The sequence below is a fragment of the Psychrobacter sp. K31L genome (assembly GCF_017942195.1).
Lineage (GTDB): Bacteria > Pseudomonadota > Gammaproteobacteria > Pseudomonadales > Moraxellaceae > Psychrobacter > Psychrobacter glaciei.
This window is the reverse complement of sequence record NZ_JAGKSC010000001.1, coordinates 92,929-116,823: the sequence shown is the minus strand read 5'-3', so window position 1 is coordinate 116,823 and position 23,895 is coordinate 92,929. Positions and strand designations below refer to the sequence as shown.

Genomic DNA, 23,895 nt, shown 5'->3' with positions numbered 1-23,895 from the left:
ATTAAATCTCCATATTGACTTGGCGGCCACGCATTTTTGCCAAATAATAAATGCCAACGCCTATTGCAGCCCAGATGGCACCAATAATAATAGTATAGCTTTCAAAGCCACTCCATATGTATCCCACAACAGCCATGCCAAGCAACGGGCTCAAAATATGTAGAAAGAAGTTATAAGACTTTTTCTTAAGCACAAAGTAATAGATGGTACTAATATTTAGGATCAAGAAGGCTGTTAAAGCACCAATAGTGACAATAGATGTCAGCAGAGCAAGATGAGACATAAAAGCAATCGCAACCACAATAGATATCACGCTTACCAACAGCGTGCTGACATATGGTGTCTTGTAGCGGGAATGCACACGAGAAAGTGCCGATGGCAACAGGCGATCACGTCCCATACTGTAAAGAATACGCGCTGTTGCGATCTGCGCGACTAGTGAGTCCGCGATACCCCAGGCAATCGCTGTCGTTGCTGCTGTCAGCACTCCCAACCATTCGCCACCAGCAATACGAGCCGTTTCATAAAATGCAGTATCAAGGTTGTTGAACTGTTCTGGATCAGGTTGTATCAAGGCCGCAATCCACGTTTGAGCAATAAATAAGCCACCAATAATAAACAGCACTAGGAAAATCGCTTTACTTACTGCCTTACCACCCCCCTTAGCTTCTTCAGCTAGGGTAGAAATACCATCAAAACCAAGGAAACTTAGTACAGCAATAGGTACTGCAGAAATAATTAATCCCATTGAAAAGTTGTCTACATCGTAAACAGGAGCTATCGAAAACATAGCTCCGTTGACATTATTGCTAATGGCAACAACCCCTACTACCAGAAATATTGCAAGAACGATAAGTTCAGCGATTAACATCCAACGATTGAACAATGCAGTGAAGCTGATGCCACGAATATTGACATAAGTGTTAAAGATAACGAAAGCGATGATCAAGAATACTGGTGAAATCGAAGGGAAAATGTCGTGAATAGCAAATGCGCCTACAACATAAAGCAATGCAGGTATAAGAACATAATCCAATAGCATGATCCAACCAGCGACAAAACCGACAAAACTGTTGGTTCCTTTAGAAACATACGAGTACACAGAACCTGCTACAGGAAACTCTTTAGCCATCTGTGAGTAACTCACAGCAGTAAATAGCATACCTACCAGCCCTATTATATAAGCGGTCACAATCGTACCACCACTGGCGCTCATTACATGCCCGAAGATGCCGAAGGGTGCAATAGGAACGATAAAGATAAGACCGTAGATCACAAGATCTCTTAGCTCTAGTGTTCGTGAAAGCTCCTGCTTGTAACCAAGACTTTCAAGAGTATTCTCACTCATTGATAAATTCCTTTTATTTGTAAATCCCTTTTTTAGTATTTTAAAATGCTTTCTATTTCTTCGATCAGCAAAGTAATGCTGACTTTTCCTTTAAAATAAGTAAACGCCTCCAAGTCTATGTAGGCTTTTTGGTACATTACTAATTAATTAAGGAGATATTATATTTTCTATAGACTGTTGTTCTGTATTATTTTCTTCCATAACTTTTATTAAAGTCTTGTATAGAAATTTACTTGAAGCTCATATGCGTGGAATATAATTAAATTGTACCAAAGCTATTTTATGCCACGTTCTTTAACGCTTCTAGACTGTTTTGGCTAATATTACACTTTTGCTCACTCAGATATGCGTGTAGACGATCTTTTGTTTTTTTCTCTCACTATGTATTGCTTTAACTAGTAGCTCACATTTGTTACGGTATATGCGCTGTGCGCTCATACCACAACTTTCCCACTCGTATAGCTTGATAGCTTCACGTCTAATATATGACATATTCGAGTAATAATAAGAAAGCGCCTGTTATCTTTGATAAAGGCGTGCTTCGCGATCTGCTCTTTTTAGAGTTGAATTAACCCTTCTAAGTTGCATATCACTCAGAAGGATTAGTTTATGAAGACCTACTATGGCTTCGCTCTGACTCAAGAGGATGTCTTATTAAGACGATTGTCATTCACGAAGCTAAAATCACAGTATAACTTTTGATGTTTCTCACTATTAGTAGATATCAAATGGGTATTTAGACTATAGGATTATTCGTAGCTTTATCACTAAAATCATTATTAGCATTTGGCTTAATATAACGCGGCATTTTTTGTCCAGTTTCTTTAGCAACAGTATGTAGCATCTGTTCAATCCAACCAGCATCCATAATAAACATAAGCGAGCCATCCTCATTGAAGTTCACATTAGCACCTTCAACCATGATGAACCCCTCTGCACCTTCATCACTTCTGAGTGTATGTGTTGACCCTGCTGGTTCAAATAAATAGCTCCCAGCTGTTTGCACATCATCTGGATACTCCAAGTACATCCAAGATCCTGCTGTGGTATAAAAATGTACTATCCCCGTATGAAAATGCTCTGGCAGTTGAGTATTGGGTTCAAAACGGGCGTAAATAACCCATACCCCTGTTTCAGGGTTCAAATAAAAGGGCGTGATATGAACGCCTGGCAAGGCATTTTTTATCTCGCCTTCCTTTTTCATATTTAGCGTCAATAGATAGTCTTGAGGGGTGCCGATAGACATAATGCAATTCCTTTTGCGATATACGGTTAATAGTCGAAGTCAGCATCAGTGTCCTTCAGATGCTGCTAGTTGTGAGCAAGTTAAGTCATGACTGCACCTAATCTCTTGCAGATACTCTATTAGTATATTCGCCTAAAACTTGCTGCCAACCACTCAAAAGAATGGTTTTTTATAAACACAATACTGAGTACAACCATCCTTTTATTATCAATATTTATGCTAATTTTAATCAATATGACTAGGGTATGTCTGATAGTAGACCCTGACAGAGATATTTTATAACTGTTTAACCCGCTTCATGGTCATATATCAGCAGAGTAAGGTTATTAGCTTAACTAGCTACTTAAGCTATAGGTGTTTAATAAAAGGAGTATTTCGTATGGATACGAAAGCATCAGATACATTTTCAAAAGATTTATTTGCTCATAAAGTTGTCGTTGTGACCGGAGCAACCTCAGGAATTGGACAAGCCGTTGCCATTGCCTTTGCACAAAAAGGCGCTAAAGTTTGGGCATTAGGATTAAATAGTAAGGAGGCACAGTATCCACAGCAATTGGATATTGAGTCAGTGGAATTAGATGTCACTGATGAAGATAAAGTCGCCAATTTTTTCAAAAATTTAAATCAGCTTGATGTGCTTTTTAATGGCGCGGGTATTGGCTCAACAACAGAACACGAATTACCTATGTTTAAAAAGGTTGTTGATATTAATTTAACGGCAGTTTTTCATATCAGTGAATGCGCGGTACCACTACTGGCAAAATCATCTGGTGGTTCTATTATTAACGTCTCATCTATGTATTCTATATTTGGGTCACAACTCACGCCTGCTTACGCATCATCCAAGGGCGCAATCGATCAATTGACTAAATCTCATGCTATCTACCTTGCAAAAGATAACATTCGCGTGAATGCTGTAGCACCCGGCTGGATTGACACCCCGATGATTCAACAGTTAAAAGTATTAGACGGTTTTACCGATGGTATTATGGCAAGAACGCCTCTGGCAAGGTTTGGTAACCCAATAGAAGTGGCTAACGTGGTTTTATTTTTAGCTTCTGATGCAGCCAGTTGGATTACTGGTACCATCGTCAACGTCGATGGCGGCTATTCTATTGTTTAATATGTGAATGCTCTAAAAATAGGTCATGACCTGTTACGACTTGGCCTATTTTAAAATATACTGTTGATGTGCTTGCGCAACGGCTTGTGTTCGGGAGCGTACTTGTAATTTATGATAAATATTACGTAAATGCCATTTTACGGTGTGAATAGACAAAAAAATCTTATCGGCTATCTGTCCATCACTCAAACCATTTTCAACCAATAATAATATTTCAATTTCGCGCTCTGATAAAACTATCATACTATTAGGATCACTCTGATTATCACTAGATAGCTGCATAGCGCTTTCTATTTGAGATTGATTATCTTTCAATGAAAAACTACCTTCTTCATAAAAATCACGACCCCCTATTTCTAATATAGATACTATATATTTTTGGATATCAGACGATACGGCAACCTCATTTCCCTGATACTGATAAATCTTATTCAACAGCACTAAAATTAGCGGATGCTCATCGAGTATGATTCGATGAGTTTGTGTTGATTTAAATTGTTCCAGCGCATCTAATAAGCTCTTATAAGACAGTATAGGTTGATCCAACACGTGATAGGCCATTGCCAACAATAACCTTATGCGAGCATTACGTATCACAAAGGGTAGATCAGCTTTTAGAAGTTGATTCAGCTCCACCACTACTTGCGCTACTTGCTGACTATTAACCGAAAATATCGCCTTACGATAGGGTAACAGATCCAGTCCAGTCAATAATTCAGTCAACGTCAAACTACTAAGCTCACCCTCCTCTGTTTTTGCTCGCTTTTTTATTTGATAACCAAGCCGATTGTTCTTATCATCATATTTTCCTGTTACCATTACTGGCATTATTTTTTTCAAATCTTGCTCGTCAACCCATCGTTGTATATCACTGGTTAGCCGTGGGAGCGACCATTCATCCGCTTTGCTATTGGCTTTTGAGAGATCTTGATAACTAATCTCCATCCCTGCTAAACATGCCAGCTTCAATTCTGTCAAAAAACCCAACGTAATCATATCTGTGATAACCATGTTTTCACCTTGGTCGAAATCTCTAAGTGCTTGTCTGGCATCTTCAATACGATTGCACTCATAATAAAAGCTCGCTTTTAAACTGCTTGCCACACTCAGCATCATATCGCGATTACTATCATTGGTCCCTAATTGAGCATAATCTGGACTGATACCAATGCGCTGAAATTTCTTGGTGGCTAATGGTATATCGCCTAATAGCCTGTCACAAGTTGCATCAATACTATCTATATAAGTTAATCCGTACGGATTATCATCCTTGATATAAAGGGTTCTTGATTGAAAAATTAGTGAATGAGCATGTCTGATGTTGCCATTATTAAGTTGATATAAAGCACAGATGGCCAATAACGGTGCTCTAAAAAAATACGCCTCTAGCGACAGTTGTTGAAGACCTATTTGCGCCAACTGATAAGATTTGGGTAAGTCATCAGCAATAAAAGCAGTCATTGCTGACAGTCCTAACTGCTTATCTTTATGGCTAATAAAAGTTTGGTTGTCATTATCTAACAAATAAAGCTCTTCTTGCTCAAGCACTTTTATATAGCGGGCTGCTTTATAATGTTGACGAGATAGAATCAAACCCCAAATTAAATCATATAGTAAGGCTGGATGTTGACACAGCTGACTATCAGTTAAAGACTCAGTCAGCTCTAACAAACTATAAAGCCGCCCCTCTAGTATCAAATCATGACTGACTGCTGTTAAAGCTGACAAAATCAGTGTGTTATCACCGATTAACTGTGCATGGTAGATCACCTCCAAAAACATACTATTTGTTTGATACCATTCTGCTGCTTTAGAATGAGTGGCAAAATACTTTTCTGGTGCTTGATTTTGTAGCCTTGTTTGCAGAAACTGTCTCATTAATTGGTGTATGCGAAACCACTGATACTGATCATCTATCGCTTGAATAAAAAGTCCTTGTTGACTTAAATTTTTCAGCAAGACCTGCGCATCAGTTGCGCCAGTTAATGCGTGACACAAGCTGGCATTTATTTTCCTCAATACGCTAATATTTAACAAAAGATTTTGGACATGCGCATCACATTGTAAAAATACCTGCTCCGCTAAGAAATCAGCTATTTGCCGCTGTGCGCCGCTCATTTGATGTACGAGTTGGTATAAATCTTTTTCATTCGTACAGCATAAATTAATGAGCTGTATACCTGTTAGCCAACCCTCCGTTTTATCAATAAGCATTGATACCAACTCGTTATCAATCAAAGTTAAGGTGCTAGCAGCATCTACTGTCATCTCTGATAATGACTGATTGGCTGCCATGTAAGGTGTAAGCGTAGTATTTTGTATCAAATTACTGTGTAGGTACTGCTGTAGTATATGCGCATCAAGTGCTGACAAACGCAACTCATGTGCTCTAATAATGTGGACCAATCCTTGTAGTTCACCTTTTGCAAGTGCCCAGTTTGGAAGCGCACGTGAGGCAATAACTAAATGGTAATTACTGGGTAAAAATAGGTATAGCCACCAGATAATATTCAAGCTATCAGGATTGGTTAATACCTCTAGCTCATCAATAAATAATGTATGGGAAGTTGTCGTATTAAGCTGAGACAGTAAATGATGAATATGACTCTTTGTCACTCTGTCTTCTACTAATAATTGTGCATCAGATTTCTGAGTCAATATTGTCCACAGATATTGGTACAGACGTATAGGGTCGTTGTCATCGTTATCTAGAGTTAGCCAACCAACCGTGAGATGACGTATCTCTAGCTGTTCGCTCTGCTGTACCATAACAGTAGTTTTGCCATACCCTGCAGCGGCTTGTATCAAAACCAACCGATGAGTATTATCTCCAAATAACTGATGCAGTAGTTTGGGGCGCTCAAGGAGCCTGACTTGTTGCAGTTGTGGTCGTTCGATCTTTGTTTTTAAAATCAGCATCCTTGCCTCATTTTTTTAATAATTGGTTGCCAAATAGCTAGTAGCTCTAATGACTATGTACCACAATAGCAAGAAACACATTAACCTTAGGCTATAACATGTATCACGTATTATGCATCATGCCATCTAGCTATCATGACTCGTTGAATCGTAACATTAGTGAGTAGAAAACACACTGTAATCAAAGTGAATAAGTAGTAAATCAACTTATATTGAAATCAAACAGCGCTATAATGTTAAGTATCTCCACGCATATCTGAGAGCTAAAAATTATCGTATTAGTAAACTGCCTAGCAACCGATACGCTCACAATTCATCGCTTTCAATGACTCAGAAATTCTGATAAAAGTATTAAAGTTAAAAGATTAAGGTAAATATCACGCTCTGTTTATTATAAGAGTCATAAAGGTCAATAGTGTTTACACAAGGAAGAAGATCATGCCAAATATTAACGTTAATGGAACTACCCTATTTTATAGTGACAATGGCCCTAAAAACGCCCCGGTTTTGGTACTAAGTCACTCGCTATTTTTTGATCATAAAATGTTCACGCATCAAATAGAACATCTATCTAAAACCATTCGAGTAGTGAGCTATGATGATCGGGATCAAGGGCAAAGTGCCCGTTCAGAATTGAAAAGCGTTGATATGGATACTCATACCAACGATGCCATAGCATTAATTGAGGAGCTCGACCTAGGGTCTTGCTTTTTTGCTGGGAACTCTATGGGCGGGTTTGTTGCGCTACGTTTAGCCGCTCGCCGCCCAGATTTGCTAAAGGGTTGTATTATACTTGGATCTAGCGGAGAGCTTGAATACAAACTGGCCGATTTTTCGCCTTTGGTTGAAGGCTTAGGTGCACAAGGTACTGAACCATTTATCGATACGCTTATGTATATCATGTTTGGCGATGACTATTTGGCAGACGCCACTCGAGCAAGTGAGCGTGAGTACTGGCGTGATCATATGCTAAAACTAGGACCTGATATCGCGCGCAGTGCTGATGGCGTTATTCATCGCACTGGCATATTAGATGAGCTTAAAGGGTGCAAAGTACCTACGCTAGTATTGGCAGGCGAACAGGATCATGCGTATGAAGTACCTCTGTCAGAAAATATTACTAATACAGTAGCCGATGGCCAAATGTTCGTGATTCCAAAGGCCGGTCATTCGGTAGCACTTGAACAACCGGAAATCGTTAATAGATATATTGCAGATTTTATTTCAGCACATTCATAATGCGGACTTCATAGCAAATAGCTTGAGATTTTAGTGTTTTACTCACTTAATGGAATTTAATAAAGCATGTTTATTCATGTCATTAGTGAATTTATCTATGTGCTTGACACTTCCAACAGCTCAATGATTAGAGCAACTGTATGAACGATAATGGCTTACGTGATGGTAAAGGTAGTACGTACTTTGCTAGTCACTCCTCATTATAATCAAGCTCAATATACTTAATGATATCTTTGATGGCTATAGTACTAACTATCTCTATCAAAATAAAAAAACAGCTCTTGGCTGGGTCGTCTATTCTTAATTTCCATATTGAGTGCACAACAGACTAAATCTGCTGTCACATGCTTATTGATGGCATAGCCAATCAGCTCTTTAGTGTCGTTATCACATGGGATATTAAAAACCATCGAATGAATGGTATGGCTGGCAGGGTAGTTTTGAAATAATTGGCTTTTGCAGAATTAACTTATATGCGTATATTTAAAAATTATTCGGTGTGACTACCTATAATATTACGGGTATATAAATAGTATTTATAAATATACGAACCACTAACCAAGATATGAACACACTATATTGATGATCTATCTAAGCCTATTTATATAAGGCTTACACCACAAATTGCTAATAATAAGGTTTGTTAGGTGTCTTTGTGGAAATTGGGGTTTGCAGCCTGACTCAAGTAAATCTGCCTCCGAAAAATTCGGAACGGTTCAATTCTCAGGATTAGTAAATTTCAAGCTTAAGATTTGACTTTTTCAGGAGGTCTAATAGTTACAGCTTATCTCAAATTAGGTAATATTGTCTTTACAGAGTTTCGATTAAAAAGAAATATCAAACTCTATAATTTCTTCGATAAATCTAGCTTCAATAGGTGATAAAGCACGGTGTTTGTGCCAAAAGAGACGAATAGGGATATCAGCAATACCTTCGCTTGGCGGCAAACGTCTAAGCTTAGACTCTAAGTGCGTTGCGGCAATGAACTGATCAGGTAGCGCGCCGATGCCATAGCCGGTATAAATCAGGCGAACCGCTTCATCTAAATTGTTGGTATAAGCACTAATACGGCCAGTAACATTATGGCTTTCTTTAAACACCGTAATTGGTGAAAGCACATCACCAATATCTTCACTACTAAAAGCTATAAAATCCTCTTTTAATAGGCTATCAAAACTCAAATTAGGTACTGAAAATAGCGGATGATGGTAGCCGCAGTATAGGTAATACCGCTGAGTAAATAATAACTGCTGATTAAGATTTTCCGGGATGTGTCGAGCTAAGCAGATACCAACAGCAGGCGTCTTTTGTTTGAGGTTATTTAAAATATCCATACTTGATTTCACTGTTAGATCTAAAGTAATATTTGGATATTTTTTTTTGAAATAAACTAAAAAATCATTGTATTTTGGATTGTGGAGTCGACTGGCGACTAGTAATTTAATCTCGCCTTCTAGTAGATGCGAATTGCTACCTTTCATGGCTTCAATAGAGGTTATTTCTGTAAAAATCGTTTGTGCAACTTGAAGGCAATAATGACCAATTGGAGTGAGCTCTAACGGTTTGGTATTGCGAATAAGTAGCTGACTTTCGAGCTGCTCTTCAAGCTTTTTAAGGTTTTGACTGACTGCTGACTGGGTAATGTTTAGCCGATTAGCAGCTGCGCTAATGCTTCCCTCCTCATATATAGCTATTAACACATGAAGCAATGTCCAATTCAAGCTATCGGCTAATTTCTGTTGCAGCATAGTAGTTTCAGCACTTGTATTATAAATATATTGATAACAACTCAACATGAAAGGACTACCAAAAATAAGGAGGACTTAGTCTTTTTGATACATATTCAGCCTCTGAATTTTTAGCTCCCCTTTCATCATTGTTCTCAGCTCATAATACAATATAGCTAAGGATAACGGGGCGGTATAAATGCTTATTTATTGTATGGCTTGTCATAACACCTTCTTATCATGACAAGCTAATTAATACCTAAGGTGTTAGCTCATCAGGGTCTGTAATCACATGCAGCAATACTGTCTTACGCTCTTTTGTGACGATTCTCAGCGCATTGGTCACACTGGTTGCGATGTCCTTGTTATTAGCGACTCGTATACCATGGGCACCAAAAGCATTGGCCAGTGCAGCAAAGTCAGGGTTTTGTAGCTGCGTACCAGACACCCGATCAGGATAATGAGCTTCTTGGTGTTGACGGATAGTACCAAATTGCTGATTGTCCATCAAAACAATTAAGACAGGGGCATCATAACGAATGGACGTTGACAATTCTGCTTCATTCATCATAAATTCGCCATCACCCGTGACCACTATCGATAAACGCTCAGGCGATTCTAATGCAGCTGCAATACCCGCTGGCAGGCTGTAACCCATCGCACCATTTCTAGTACTCAGCTGACTTGGGAAGGTGTTTGTGGGCAAATAACGCTGCGCCCATAAACAGTGATTGCCAGCACCAAAACTGTAGACAGCATCGGTAGGTAACTGCTCAGTCAACGCTTTGATAACTTGGGTCATACTGACGTATGTCTGATCAGTATTTGTTTGCTCAATATTATTCGTTGCTACGGGCGTTTCTGGAAAAGCACAATCTTTTCTCTGTTGCTTATGACAATAATTAAACCAAGTATCACGTGAATCTGAGCTTGCCAGCGATACTTGGCTAATCGCTTTGATAAAGCTAATAGGGCTAGCGACGATATGCTCAGTAACTGCACCACTATGACCACGCAAGCTTGTATCTAGATTAACAATATAATTAGGCTTATCAAAGGACTGGCGCAATTTATACCCATCACTAGCAACGTCCCCTAATACAGTACCTATCGTAAGCACGACATCAGCTGTTTCGATTAATGCGGCACAGTCGTCCGAGCGCCCATAACCTAGGTAACCTGCGTGGGCAGGAGAATCAAAAGCCACTCTGTCTGAGGCGCGCCAATCATGGATGACAGGAATGTGATTGTCCTCTGCAAACTGGGTTAACTGTTTAGAAGCTTCGGTCGTCCAATTTTGTCCCCCTGCAAAAATCAGTGGCTTTTCAGCAGTAGATAACGCATTTAATATTATATCAAGCTTGTCATTAGATATAGCACCTTCAGCAACAGGAATCACTGGATGCAATTGTCCGTGGAATTCCTGTTGGATGATGTCTTCAGGTAGTCCCACAACGACAGGACCTGGTCGTCCTTCTAAAGCAGCGTGAAAAGCTTTGGCTACAATCTCTGATGCTCTTGAAACTTCATCCAATATCAGTACACGTTTACACTGACTAGAGAACCATTGATTGGGATCAAACTCTTGAAACGATTCTCGGTTTCTGTCTGCAACAGGAATAAGTCCAACGAATAATATGAGCGGCACACCATCTTGCCATGCGGTATGAATACCAGTATAAGCCTGTGCCGCGCCTGGTCCACGGGTAACCATAGCAATACCAGGCTGACCCGTAAATTTGCCATGAGCATCTGCCATGTAAGTGCAGGCTGCTTCATGACGACACACCACTGTGTCAATATCAGCATTATACAACCCATCTAATACCGACAGATAACTTTCACCTGGAACGACATAGGCGCGACTGACACCGTGTAATTGCAAACTGTCTACGATTGCTCGACCACCATGGATAATGTTGCTCATTGTTAGTCCCTTAATTTTTCATTTTAATAAAAGTCTTTATTTCTTATAAGTGTCAAAACAACTTATTCAGCAGCAATGACCGTCACTTCTACTAATAGGTCAGGATGCGCCAATACTGATTCACCACAGGCTCGAGCAGGTGGTTGAGTATCTGCAAACCACTCATCCCACACATCATTCATCGCTGCAAAATCCTCCATATTTTTTAGCCAAACGGTGGCTGATAGAATTTTGGATTTATTACTACCTACTTCTTCTAATAGCGCTTGGACTTTATTTAGACATGTCAACGTTTGAGTAGCCACATCTTCATCAATACCTCCAACTTGACCTGACAAATAAATGGTCTGATTGTGAATAACAATTTGGCTCATACGTTGGTTACTATGAAGTTTTCGCATGTTGATTAATCCTTGTATGTTAGAAATAACGAAATTTAAGATTATCTCGTTAAAATAATATTATTAAGCGTTAGAAAATCGTTGAGCATTAAAAGGTTCAATATCCACTATTGTAGGTTTGTTGTGTAATAACTCTTCTATAATACGTCCAGTGATAGGCCCCAAGGTGAAGCCTTGATGACCATGTCCAAAGGCAAACCATAAGTTGTTATGTTTACCAGCGACTCCGATGACCGGCTTCATATCAGGCATGCACGGTCGTGAGCCTGCCCACGCCTCTGTTTCCACTTTTTGATTTAATGGTAAAATATTTTTAGCGAAAGCCAATACAGCGTTCAACTGATCAAAGTTCTTTGGTGCATCGATGGTAGTCATTTCAGCGCCAGTTGTGACGCGAATACCTTGCTGCATCGGCCCCATGACAAAGCCTTTATCCATATCTACCAGACTGTGATTGACCGTGTTCTGTGGCGTCGTCTCAAAATGCTGATGATAGCCACGCATAGGAAATAAAGGTAAATCATATCCCAAAGGTTTTATCAACTGGTTAGACCAAGGGCCTGCTGCGATAACCAGATCATCACTATAAAAAGTATCAAGATCAGTTATCACTTGCCAGCCATCGCCCTCAGGTCGTATTTCTTTGACCGTGCACTCACCTATTGACCCGTGCATTTCTTGGAAACTTTTTGCATAGGCCTTTACCAAAGCTCCAGGGTTTGATACCTGCCAAGAGTTAGACCAATGAATAGCCCCGATAAAATCATCGAAATTACCATTGGGCTCTAATTCTTTTAATTGCGTAATAGATAGAACTTTGTGCTCAATGCCTTGTTGTAGTACATTTTCAGCACCTAAAATTGCTGCTTTAAGTTTGTTTTCGTCTCGATGCATTTCAATCCAACCATCACGCCTGATCAAATCTTCAGCACCTGCGGCCGTAATCATCTCTTGATGTTCGCTCGTACAATGCTCAATCAGAGTCTGCCACTCTTTTTCTATTTGCTGAACAGAAGAAGGTGCAGAGAACTGCCAGTACTTTAATAATGCCTGATGGTAACGGAAGACAGCAGGCCAACGGTAGCGTATATCAGTATTTTGATTCGGTAATACTCTTATTAATTCTGCAAGATGCCTTGGAAAAGGATGCACATGAATAGCTTCTCTCTGAATCAATCCCGCATTACCATATGATGTTTCTGATCCCGGTGGCTTTTTATCTAATAATAAAACCTGAGAGTTATGACTTTGCAGATGCCAAGCAATAGATGTCCCTACCATGCCAGCACCAATAACAATCACTTCATATCGCATACTATATCCTTTTGTTTCTGCTTTGCCTTTTGTTATAGCTTTGGTCGTTCAGCCATAAATATTTGACCTTTGAAAGTCTTATATAGCGCACAGAGCAGTACATACATACCGAGAATACCTAAAGCGGGATATAAGGTGCCGACCAATGTACTGAACGGAAAGAGTGAAGCCAGTAGAGACAGCACCACGACGACTATAGTCAAAATACGAAACTTTGATGTTTCTGTATCAGAATCAAAGAAGCGAATAACGAAACCATAAAGGTTGGATACCGCTGTCGTAAACACGGCAACGACGAGCACTACACTAAATAATAATCCTGTCATTGGGCTAATACCACGTGCTATCTCTAAAAATGGAAGCTCATAACTCATGACGTTTTCAAGATTTGATAAGAGCGCCATAATAATGAATAGTAAGCAAATACCCAATGTCATACCACCGATTACACCGGCCATTCTGACTGTTTTTAGATTTGGCTCTTTATTACCAATTGAGGCAAAAGTAGATACGCCTGGAATGACATTGTATGAGACATAAACGATTGCTGACGTCCACCAAAAAGACGTGGCTGTGTCGGGCTGAAGCGTTTGAATAGTGGCATCAACAGTTGCTAATTGGTCAGAGTAATTAGTGAAGGTAATGACAGAGATGACAACCACGGCCAAAATCATTAACGGGGAAATAATCCCTAACGCTCTAACAGAAGATGTAAAACCAAATATGACGGTTGACAAGGTCATTATAGCAATCAGTATCTTGCCAGCAACGGACGGTAAACCCCAGTATTGTTCGATAGCTGCCCCGCCACCTGAGAACATAATACTAATGACGCCGAACATAAAAAACAAAAGAATATAATCGGCGAAGAAACCTATTTTTTTGCCACATAAGTAGTTAAGAACCACACGGTGGCTATTGGTTTTAAGCTGATGACCCAACTCCATAAACACCGTACCGTACCATGCCAGCATGATCATCGTAATCACAGCACCCAGCATACCGATAAAACCGTAACCTGCAAAGAATTGCAGCACCTCTTGCCCACTTGCGTATCCAGCACCAATGACAGCCCCAACATACACACCGGCATAACTGATCGCCTTAATAATTGAAACACTCATATTAAACATCCCTGTTGTTGTGAGTTAATCGAGTAATAACCCTAATAAATCCTTTAAACGGTTAGCGACTAAACATTTATTTTTCATTAATCATTATTGTTTTCTGAAATGAACCCAGATAAGAAAGATTGCAGATTTTCATTGAGCTTTTCTATGCAATACCCTCCTTCAACCAGCACAATGATCGGTTTATTTAACGCCTTAAGTTTCTGTGCCAAAGTTTTAAAGCCTTCCGTACTAACGTGACATTTGGCTTGTGGATCGTCTTTATAGACATCAAACCCTAAGACATGAACAATGACATCTGGATCAAATAATTTTAAGGTTTCTATTGAGCGATCTACATAATGAAAGAATCCCCTTTCATCAGTATCATGAGGCATTGGAAAATTGAGGTTATAGCCATAACCTTCTCCTGCACCTCTCTCGTGCTCATGACCGGCGACTACCGGATAAAAATTGATAGGGCTACCGTGAACAGAGGTGTATAGCACATCTTTGCGGTCGTAGAATATCTCTTGGATACCCTGACCATGGTGCATATCTGTATCGATAATGGCAATTTTTTGAAATTTTTGACGGAGATGCTGTGCAATGATTGCAGCATTATTTAAATAGCAAAAGCCGCCTGCCGCATTCTTACGAGCATGATGGCCTGCAGGTCTGGTTAGACATATTTGAATATTGTTTTGATTGTCTTCATCATTTAATAAATTTTCAGCAGCGTTGAGTGCTGTTTGAGCTGACCAATAAATAGAGGTCCATGAGTATTTGCCAATTGGTGCGCTACCATCGGCTTGATATTTGGCCGCTTTTGCTAAGATACCAAGACCTGGGTTATTATTCTGAACATAAATCGTCGTCTGAACTTCCTCGCCCATCTCTTCATCTATTGCCATCCATTCATCATAAGCATGCTTTAAGAAATCAACATAATCTAAATCATGAATAGCCAAAATTGGCGCGATGCCAATATCTTTAGCAGTTGTTACTACCAAGTCTAAAGCTTCTGGTGCCTTTAATAGCTCAATCAATCGCTCAGGTTTTTCTTGAGGCTCGCGCATTTGTCCACGCGAAAAGTAAGTCTTTGGATGGTGAAGCTTTTGATTTTCATGACTATAAACTTTCATTCTGAACATTCCTTTGTTTCTAAAATACTTAAAAAATAATATTAAAAATTCTAATGTACTTACTAAGCTCTATATTTTTATATCTGATTGCCAATAGCCGTATATTATGATCATTACTCATGTTTCTCTAATATATGTTGTTGAAAAGTCTCCGTCAAACGTTATAAATTAATAGTATTTATAAGTAAATCTAATATCTTTTGGACTACTATATTAAGTTTGTCCATAAGCTATGTAATATATTCAATAAGTGTTTTATACGCAGAAGATAAAACTGAAATACCTACCAGTTAGCAACAATACAAATGCTATTCAATGAGTAGAATAGAACGCGCCAATAAAAGCGTGTAAGCATGATGATATTGTCATGCGCTTAATACTACTTTTGAAGAGATAAAGTAAATAATTGACAGCTTGAATTGGCTTATGAGGAAAGAGAAGTGTTGATAGATTGGGGAATCATAATTACGCTACAACGTAATTCGTTACGTACAGCTCGTAAAGTACGCTGGTATCAAGGATAATTAAAAGTTATTTAAATCATATATCCGTATCGCGTGTTAGGTTTTAAACAATTAGGCTATCACAGTAGGATAAATAGCAGCATTAATTGTTAGTCAGAGTATCCAGTGATGAGATTGGGAAACACTATCCGTCCTAACGAATCTTGGGTCAGTTATATTACCTATACTTGGACAAATGAGGGCTGGTTGTATTTAGCAGGGGTTAAGAACTTATACACCAAAGAGCTGGTGGGCTTGCCATCGACAAGCGCATGACCGCTGATTTGGTCTGCCGTGCATTGAACATGGCAATTAAGAATAAAGAGTCAAGCCAAGGGCTGATTGTACATTCTGATAGAGGCAGTCAGTACTGTAGCCACGCGTATCACAAGATCATCACGCAGCATATGCTTCGATAAAGCACCCATAGAAAGCTGCTGAGTTCATTAAAGAATGCGCTTGTGTATAACCAAGACTATAAAATAAGGTTTACAGCAATCAAAGAGATCACACTGACAGCATCGGTCAATAAAAATAGTCCACCATCCTGAAAACACAAAAAAGCCTTTCAAGCTTTATATTTCATAGCTTGAAAGGCTTTTTCGATCGCATATTTTTATCTAGGTAAGAGGTTTGATATTGGGGTTTGCCTAAAGCCGCTCTTACTCTATGTTCAACATCGATTTCGCCACAGCTTCGGCCACTTTAATACCATCAATCCCTGCTGATAATATTCCACCTGCATAGCCCGCGCCTTCGCCTGCAGGGAATAAGCCTTTGGTATTAATGCTTTGGAATTCTTTATTGCGTTTAATACTGATTGGTGACGATGTTCTGGTTTCTACACCAGTCAATAAACCATCGTCAGATGAAAATCCTTTGATTTTTTTATTAAACGCTGGAATGGCTTCACGTATGGCATCCACGGCAAAGTCTGGCAGTGCTTTGCTTAAGTCGGTTAAGGTAATGCCTGGTGTGTAAGACGGTTTTACATCGCCTAATTCTGAGTCTGGTTTACCTTTTAAGAAGTCGCCAATGGTTTGCGCTGGTGCACTGTAATCTTTGCCGCCTAATTCAAACGCTAAGGTTTCTAGTTGTCTTTGTAATTCGATACCAGCAAGAGGGTGGTTTGGGTAATCTCGCTCTGGGTCGATACCTACCACAATAGCACTATTGGCGTTGCGCTCGTTCCTTGAATATTGGCTCATGCCGTTAGTGACAACACGGCCTTCTTCTGATGCTGCGGCAACCACAGTTCCGCCTGGACACATACAAAAACTATAGACAGAACGACCATTTTTACAATGATGAACCAATTTGTAATCCGCAGCGCCAAGTATTTCGTTTCCAGCATTGTCACCAAATCGTGCTTTATCTATGGTTGACTGTTTATGTTCAATCCTAAAACCAATCGAGAAAGGTTTTGCTTCAACATATACGCCTTTATCATGGATCATCTCAAAAGTGTCTCGGGCGCTATGACCAACAGCAAGAACAACATGGTTAGTTTTTAAGGTTTCGCCAGTATTGAGTGTCACGCCAGTTACTTTTGAGTCAGTGATGTGCAAGTCGTCTACGCGAGTCGCAAAACGGACTTCCCCACCAAGCGCTATGATCTCAGCACGCATTTTTTCTACCATAGTGACTAACTTATAAGTGCCTATGTGCGGTTTACTGACAAATAAAATTTCATCTGGTGCACCAGCTTTTACAAATTCTGTCATTACTTTACGACCGTAATGATTGGGATCTTTCACTTGGCTATATAATTTACCGTCAGAAAAAGTACCCGCTCCGCCTTCACCGAATTGTACGTTTGATTCTGTGTTTAATTTACGCTGACGCCAAAAGCCAAAGGTGTCTTTGGTGCGTTGTCTTACTTCATTACCACGTTCAATGATAATAGGTTTAAAACCCATTTGAGCAAGGGTAAGTGCTGCTAATAAACCACAAGGTCCAAAACCAATAACAACAGGACGCTCAGTTAAATCTTTTGGCGCTTCACCTACATATTTATAACTGGTGTCTGGCGTTGCTTTAACATGGTTGTCTGACTCAAATTGAACCAGTAAATCATTGGTCAAATCCGAGTCGGTCAGTGTGATATCTAGCGTATAGATTAATTGGATATTTCTTTTATTACGAGCATCATAACCACGTTTAAACATCACAAATGACGCCATTTGCTCAGCAGAAATTTTAAGTTTTGTCGTTATAGCAGTCGTTAAATCTTCAGGTGCATGATTTAATGGCAATTTAATTTCAGTTAAACGTATCATTGGTTACTCATAAACTCGTGTAAAAAACAGTCTCGCATTTTACTGGTACTGATACAAATAAGCGAATAAATATTTTACTTATGCAGGGTAAACTTGCGGATTTGGTTTGTAGTTTGAAAATAACCTCTGCCATCAAATCTGTATATTTAAACTTGGGAGACTTTAGTTACTCAACCTGACGATAATAATCAAACCACATCTGTCTTGGCCTTCTATAGCCTAAACCCTTCTGAATTCTCGTTTCACTGCGAGCACAGCTCTTATCTTACGTCGCTGCAAAGCAGTATTTTGCTATTCCACTTCTCATGATAATCAAGCTCACAACAGAACTCGTTATAAGGTATGGATAAGGAGTTTTAGCATGAGAAAGCGTACAGGTTACAGAAGTGTCTACGTACCTATTATATTTGAGGAATTAAGTGCTAATTTAAACGTTCTTAGGTGATATTGCTAATATTGGGTTTTATAAACAGTCCATATTCATCCATTGCTTGCTACCAGTAAGGCGAATGCTTTATTTCTTCAGCGAGAAAATCAATAAACCTTCTTTGTAATGGTGTCACCTGCTTTCGATTGGCATAAACCACATAAACACCCAAAGTTTTGGGTTTCCATTCAGGCAATAACTCAATAAGTTGTCCAGATGCAATCAAAGATTTGACTGCGCCAGATGGCTGTAAGCTGATCCCGTGTCCACGTAGCGTGGCAGAAAGCAAGACTTCAGAGATATTGGCACTGATATTGCCAGAGATAGGGACAGATTCTGGACCATTTGGCCCATCAAACACCCATGCAGACCGTCCAAAATACGTAAACGATAGACAGTTGTGATGTACAAGCGACTGTACATCTGTAGGTCTGCCACGTTTTTTTAAATACTCAGGTGCAGCGCATACGATAGAGTGGCACTCACCGATACGTCTGGCAACGACATTTGGCTCCAAATCATTGGTGATACGAATCGCCAAGTCAATACGGGCATCAACTAAATTAACCGAGTCATCAGTGGTAAGAATATCAATCGCTGTCTGCGGCCAGTGAGATACAAAGCGACCAACCACATCCATCAAAAGGCTATCAATCAGCGAAAGGCTAGCAGTAATCCGCAACTTACCTTTTAACTCCAAAGTATTTTGATTGCGTATCTGATCCAATGAATCGGTCAATTCAAGTAACTGATACGCCACCTCAAGCGCCTGCTCACCAGGGGCAGTCAGGCTCAGACTTCTAGTCGTGCGATGTAATAAGCGTATATCCATCCAGCTCTCAAGCTCTGTCAGATAGCGCGTTACCTTAGCTCTAGACATATCTAAATTATCCGCAGCACGGCTCAAGCTACCTTGTTCGACGATAGCAACAAACACCTGTAACGCGGTCAGTCTATCCATTTATCCATCCTCATTTGCGCGAAAACTGAAACAGTAAACACTGGATTATAGCGTATTTAAACGAAATACAATCGAATAGAATAGCCACTAACAACGAATACCGCCATTAACGCGGTCTATTTACTCAAACAAAAATACAGGTGGATTATGAAAAAATTAATGACAGCTTCTATGGCGGCCAGTGTTCTACTGCTTGCAACCCAAACGAACGCAGCCGACCTACAACTACAAGCATATAAACCAGATCAAAATGCTATTTTCCCAGTGACCTCTGTACTGGCAAGTGGCGAGAAAGATGCTATTTTGTTCGATGCGCAGTTTAGTGTTAGCGACGGTGAAGCATTGGTTGATATGATCAAAAAAAGCAATAAAGACCTTAAAATGATCTATATCACGGCAGGCGATCCAGATTACTATTTCGGTCTTCAGCCTTTAGTCAAAGCCTTCCCTAATGTGAAGGTTATGTCTAGCCCTTCTATTGTTGAACACATTGAGGCGACCAAAGATACAAAATTAAAGCATTGGAGCCCAATCCTTGGCAAACACGCGCCTACCAAGATCACAGTACCTCAAACACTTAACCAGTCTACACTGACCTTAGAAGGCCATAAAATTGAAATCAAAGCGTTCGGAACCCCTCAAGCATACATGTGGGTACCAGAGTCAAAAACCGTTTTCGGCGGCGTGTCGGTAACATCAGGCATGCATGTGTGGACTGCTGATACCCAAACTAAAGAAGCTCGTAGCGCTTGGATGCAATCATTAGAACAAATGAAGCAATTAAAGCCAAACGTCGTGATACCAGGTCACTATTCAGGCAACCTACTCAAAAAAAACTACGCTGTTGATTTCACCCTCAATTATCTAAAAACTTTTGAGCAAGCACTGGGCGAGGCAAAAAAACAAGATTCTAAGCAATCAGAAAAAGTGATTACCATCATGAAATCGGCTTATCCAGCGTTGCCCGGAGGAAGTGATTTAGAGTTGAGCAGTCAAGTCAATACAGGTGAGATAGAGTGGTAAATACAGGACAACTATTAAGTAAAAAACACTAACATCTGGCTATGTCTATTAGTCAGATGTTAGTGTCAAGGTGCTGGCGTATGAATGCTTTGTCAAGAAGCATACGCCAGTACTTTTAATGATGAAAGAGAGTGACTGATGACAATACAGTATCGTCGTGCTACGCCTGAAGACTTTTCAGCCATTGTCGACCTTTTTGTCGTCAATATGAATTTGAGTGTATTTACTACTGCCACAGATAAGCGGGTTCTAAAGCAACTGGCTACCCTATTTCTAGCTAAAGACTGTCATCATGCTACTTTTATACAAGTTGCAGAATATGGTGACATTATTTGCGGTGTGGTGATAGGGGTCACTAAACACGATCCATATAAAGCTTTATTATTCGATGATAAGCCTATTATTGATCAGATAGAAAGCAAGCTGCGCCTGTCTGATCAAGGACAACAGGTATTAAGTGATTTACAGAAAAAAGAATCGGCTGGCGCGAAACGAAAGACAGTCAATTTTGATAGCGAGCTGCAGTTTTTCTGTGTAGATCCAGATTATCGTCGCCACCGTATTGGTGCAACGTTGATTCAGGCATTTGAGACTTATCTCGTGGCACAGGGCGTAACCACGTATGCACTGCACACAGATACTTTGTGTACTTATCAGTACTACGACAACAATGGCTATCAACGTGTTGATCAGTATCCCAACGACCTAAACCCGCAGATAACGCACTATACCTATGTCAAACATTTATCTTAACGAGTTTGTAAAAACGACAAATGGGTTTGACATCATAGATATACTAAATTGGACGGTACAGTATCTTGTCACTTACAAAACATGATTTTTAGTAAAAAAGATTGGTAACGCTATATATAATATAGCGTTACCAATCTTTTTTACTGAGATGATGATGTTCTGACTGGGGTTTGCTATAAGATCAACTAACACTCATAGTAATTTATTACCCTGCTTTTCGCCTACTTCTCTATTCATAGTTTTGATTAAAAATTACCGATAGCTCATTTGCTGCTTCTTGCATAAGAGGCACATAGCTGAGCAGCTCCTCTAGACTTTTTCTCACGGTCGGCCCATGGGTAAACACCGTCGCAAATGCCTGTTGATCGCCATTAGGAATCATGACCGCACACGCGACCATACCTGGAATAAACTCCTCGTCATCTATTCCTACTCCCGTCTCACGCGTTGCACTAATCGTTTGCATCAGTTGCTTTTTATCGGTCTGAGTTTTGGTCGTTAGCGCATGTATCGACATTTTTTCAACGATGCGCTCGCATTTCTCATCCGCTAGCTGTGCCAATAATAATTTGCCGCTGGCACTGGCCCAAACGGGTACATGCGTGCCCGAAGGTAGAAATATTTGTAGCGGCCAATCCGACATAACGCGATCGATATAAACCACATCCAAGTCTTGCAAAATCGAAATACCCACCGTCTCCCCTATTTGCGCTGACAGTTCATTCAATATGGCCAATCTTTCATTTTTGAAATCACTGTTTTGCAATAAGTTCATGGCAAGCTTATAAGTGCGCTTACCGCAAGTGACCTTCCCTGGCAAATCTAACTGCACAAACCCAAGACCCTGCAGTTGATCCAATAGCCGATACATACTCGGCACTGGCACTTCTAATATTTCTGCTAAATCGCTGACACTCATTGGTCTTTGCGAGCTGGCTAGCACTTCTACTATCTGCAAAACGCGCTCAACACTTGAGCCCTTCTTTTTAGTATTACTCATTACTTACTCTAGACCTCTAGCTGATTCTCAGCGAATAAATTTTGTTTATTATAACGATAAAATTAATCCTTTTGCGTCTTGCTATTATAAATATATTCTGATACATTTCACATATCGATAAGATATTTATCGTTATGTGAATTTTATATCTAAACGCTATACACTTTTGTGAATAGTCTGTACGACGATTGAGCTACCTACTACGCTTATATCTGAAGTCATTAATTCAAGGATGAGTCACTATGTCACACAGTATCCTGCTCCCAAGAACGATGGAAATTGGACGCGATGCCTGCCAAAAGCTGCCAGCAATATTGGCCAGCTTAGGGGTGAAAAAACCCCTTATTATCACTGACGAGATGATGGTTAAACTCGGCTATGTCGATAACATTCAAACCATTTTGAAAGAAGCACAAATCAATGCCGATGTGTTTTCAGATACGGTGCCAGAGCCTACTGAAAGCTCTATTGAGGCTGGCGTGTCTCAAGTACAAGCACAAGATTACGATGGTCTGATTGCCTTAGGTGGCGGAAGCCCTATCGATAGTGCAAAAGCCATTGCTATTCTAGGAAAATTTGGCGGCGTGATTCGCGATTATAAGTTTCCTCGTCAAGTGGACGAAGCAGGCTTGCCTATTATTGCCATACCGACGACGGCAGGCACAGGATCAGAAGTGACACGCTTTACCATCATTACCGATGAGGCTAATAATGAAAAGCTGTTGTGCGTGGGTATGGGGTTTATGCCTGTCGCAGCCATTATCGATTATAGCCTCACGCTCAGCGTACCGCCTCGTACTACCGCAGATACGGGTATCGATGCGATGACCCATGCTATCGAAGCGTATATCAGCCCTAAACGTAATGCCTATAGCGACCAACAGGCGCTCGCAGCCCTACGCCTCATTGGACCCAATATCCAAACCGCTTATCACGACGGCAAAGATGAAACCGCCCGTGAAGCAATGATGCTGGGCTCTACTTTAGCAGGTATTGCGTTCTGTAATTCTTCAGTGGCGCTGGTACATGGCATGAGTCGTCCAATTGGTGCCTTTTTTCATGTGCCACATGGCCTATCAAACGCGATGCTATTGCCAACCATTACAGAGTTCGGTATCTCTAGTGCCCCCGACCGTTATGCAGACTGCGCACGTGCATTAGGAATAGCGGATCATAGCGAGACAGATGATCAGGCCAACGTCAGCTTGGTCCATTATCTAAAAAGCTTAAATGATGAGCTTCACGTGCCCACATTGGCACAGTTTGGTGTACAAAAAGCAGATTTTGATGCGCTAATAAACACGATGTGCGAGCAAGCCTTTGCATCAGGTTCACCCAACAATAACCCTAGAATACCTACTCTAGAAGAGATGGTTCAACTCTATACCTTGCTATGGGCTGACAACACTGTTGCTGAGAGTTCAGTCAGTTAAAACAGCCATCATTTACTA

Annotated in this window: 17 protein-coding genes and 2 pseudogenes; 6 read left to right on the top strand and 13 right to left on the bottom strand. The window is 40.2% G+C overall.

From position 1 onward, the window contains the following. Nucleotide 1 precedes the first annotated feature (1 nt). Entirely contained in the window at nt 2–1,348 is a 1,347-nt protein-coding gene (locus J5X94_RS00470) for an APC family permease (protein WP_210539273.1), read from the bottom strand. Between the two features lie 736 nt (nt 1,349–2,084). Further along, on the bottom strand, nt 2,085–2,594 hold the full coding sequence (locus J5X94_RS00465; protein WP_210539272.1) for a 2,4'-dihydroxyacetophenone dioxygenase family protein: 510 nt from the start codon (nt 2,592–2,594) through the stop codon (nt 2,085–2,087). A gap of 379 nt (nt 2,595–2,973) precedes the next feature. On the opposite strand from J5X94_RS00465, the gene J5X94_RS00460 reads away from it, so the two are divergent. After that, nucleotides 2,974–3,717: an SDR family NAD(P)-dependent oxidoreductase gene (locus tag J5X94_RS00460; protein ID WP_210539271.1), complete on the top strand. Its 744-nt coding sequence runs from the start codon at nt 2,974–2,976 to the stop codon at nt 3,715–3,717. 45 nt (nt 3,718–3,762) lie between these two features. On the opposite strand, the gene J5X94_RS00455 is transcribed toward J5X94_RS00460, so the two are convergent. Beyond that, complete coding sequence (locus J5X94_RS00455) at nt 3,763–6,012, bottom strand: helix-turn-helix transcriptional regulator (RefSeq protein WP_210539270.1); 2,250 nt, start codon at nt 6,010–6,012, stop codon at nt 3,763–3,765. Between the two features lie 1,062 nt (nt 6,013–7,074). Here J5X94_RS00455 and J5X94_RS00450 point away from each other — a divergent pair. Continuing rightward, on the top strand, nt 7,075–7,875 hold the full coding sequence (locus J5X94_RS00450; RefSeq protein ID WP_210539269.1) for an alpha/beta fold hydrolase: 801 nt from the start codon (nt 7,075–7,077) through the stop codon (nt 7,873–7,875). Nucleotides 7,876–8,126: 251 nt separating this feature from the next. Here the strand turns inward: J5X94_RS00450 and J5X94_RS13845 are convergent. The 7 genes and pseudogenes from J5X94_RS13845 to J5X94_RS00420 all read right to left on the bottom strand — a co-directional run. Beyond that, nucleotides 8,127–8,255: pseudogene (locus tag J5X94_RS13845) on the bottom strand (IS3 family transposase); the annotation flags it as partial. 444 nt (nt 8,256–8,699) lie between these two features. Beyond that, a complete protein-coding gene (locus J5X94_RS00445) occupies nt 8,700–9,671 on the bottom strand; it encodes a LysR family transcriptional regulator (RefSeq protein ID WP_210539268.1) in 972 nt (323 codons plus the stop codon). Nucleotides 9,672–9,861: 190 nt separating this feature from the next. Continuing rightward, a complete protein-coding gene (locus J5X94_RS00440; protein WP_210539267.1) occupies nt 9,862–11,529 on the bottom strand; it encodes a thiamine pyrophosphate-dependent enzyme in 1,668 nt (555 codons plus the stop codon). A 62-nt stretch (nt 11,530–11,591) separates the two neighbouring features. After that, nucleotides 11,592–11,930 (bottom strand): RidA family protein, encoded by a 339-nt coding sequence (locus J5X94_RS00435; RefSeq protein ID WP_210539266.1) that lies wholly within the window; start codon nt 11,928–11,930, stop codon nt 11,592–11,594. Nucleotides 11,931–11,993: 63 nt separating this feature from the next. Continuing rightward, nucleotides 11,994–13,244 carry an NAD(P)/FAD-dependent oxidoreductase gene (locus J5X94_RS00430; protein WP_210539265.1) on the bottom strand — a complete coding sequence of 417 codons (1,251 nt, stop codon included), beginning with the start codon at nt 13,242–13,244 and terminating at the stop codon, nt 11,994–11,996. Nucleotides 13,245–13,276: 32 nt separating this feature from the next. Beyond that, entirely contained in the window at nt 13,277–14,368 is a 1,092-nt protein-coding gene (locus tag J5X94_RS00425; protein ID WP_194618409.1) for a beta-carotene 15,15'-monooxygenase, read from the bottom strand. A gap of 86 nt (nt 14,369–14,454) precedes the next feature. Then, entirely contained in the window at nt 14,455–15,498 is a 1,044-nt protein-coding gene (locus J5X94_RS00420; protein ID WP_210539264.1) for a histone deacetylase family protein, read from the bottom strand. Nucleotides 15,499–16,151: 653 nt separating this feature from the next. Here J5X94_RS00420 and J5X94_RS00415 point away from each other — a divergent pair. Next, nucleotides 16,152–16,510, top strand: a pseudogene (locus J5X94_RS00415) (DDE-type integrase/transposase/recombinase); the annotation flags it as partial. A 153-nt stretch (nt 16,511–16,663) separates the two neighbouring features. Here the strand turns inward: J5X94_RS00415 and J5X94_RS00410 are convergent. Continuing rightward, nucleotides 16,664–18,280, bottom strand: coding sequence for an NAD(P)/FAD-dependent oxidoreductase (locus J5X94_RS00410; protein WP_210539263.1), 1,617 nt, complete (start codon nt 18,278–18,280; stop codon nt 16,664–16,666). Between the two features lie 494 nt (nt 18,281–18,774). Further along, a complete protein-coding gene (locus J5X94_RS00405; RefSeq protein ID WP_210539262.1) occupies nt 18,775–19,668 on the bottom strand; it encodes a LysR family transcriptional regulator in 894 nt (297 codons plus the stop codon). 147 nt (nt 19,669–19,815) lie between these two features. Between J5X94_RS00405 and J5X94_RS00400 the strand changes: the two genes are divergently transcribed. Further along, entirely contained in the window at nt 19,816–20,691 is an 876-nt protein-coding gene (locus J5X94_RS00400; protein ID WP_210539261.1) for an MBL fold metallo-hydrolase, read from the top strand. Nucleotides 20,692–20,829: 138 nt separating this feature from the next. Next, on the top strand, nt 20,830–21,444 hold the full coding sequence (locus J5X94_RS00395; RefSeq protein ID WP_210539260.1) for a GNAT family N-acetyltransferase: 615 nt from the start codon (nt 20,830–20,832) through the stop codon (nt 21,442–21,444). Between the two features lie 229 nt (nt 21,445–21,673). Here J5X94_RS00395 and J5X94_RS00390 read toward each other — a convergent pair whose 3' ends face one another. Further along, nucleotides 21,674–22,444: an IclR family transcriptional regulator gene (locus J5X94_RS00390; RefSeq protein ID WP_210539259.1), complete on the bottom strand. Its 771-nt coding sequence runs from the start codon at nt 22,442–22,444 to the stop codon at nt 21,674–21,676. 242 nt (nt 22,445–22,686) lie between these two features. Between J5X94_RS00390 and J5X94_RS00385 the strand changes: the two genes are divergently transcribed. After that, complete coding sequence (locus J5X94_RS00385; RefSeq protein WP_210539258.1) at nt 22,687–23,877, top strand: iron-containing alcohol dehydrogenase; 1,191 nt, start codon at nt 22,687–22,689, stop codon at nt 23,875–23,877. The last annotated feature ends 18 nt before the right edge of the window (nt 23,878–23,895 follow it).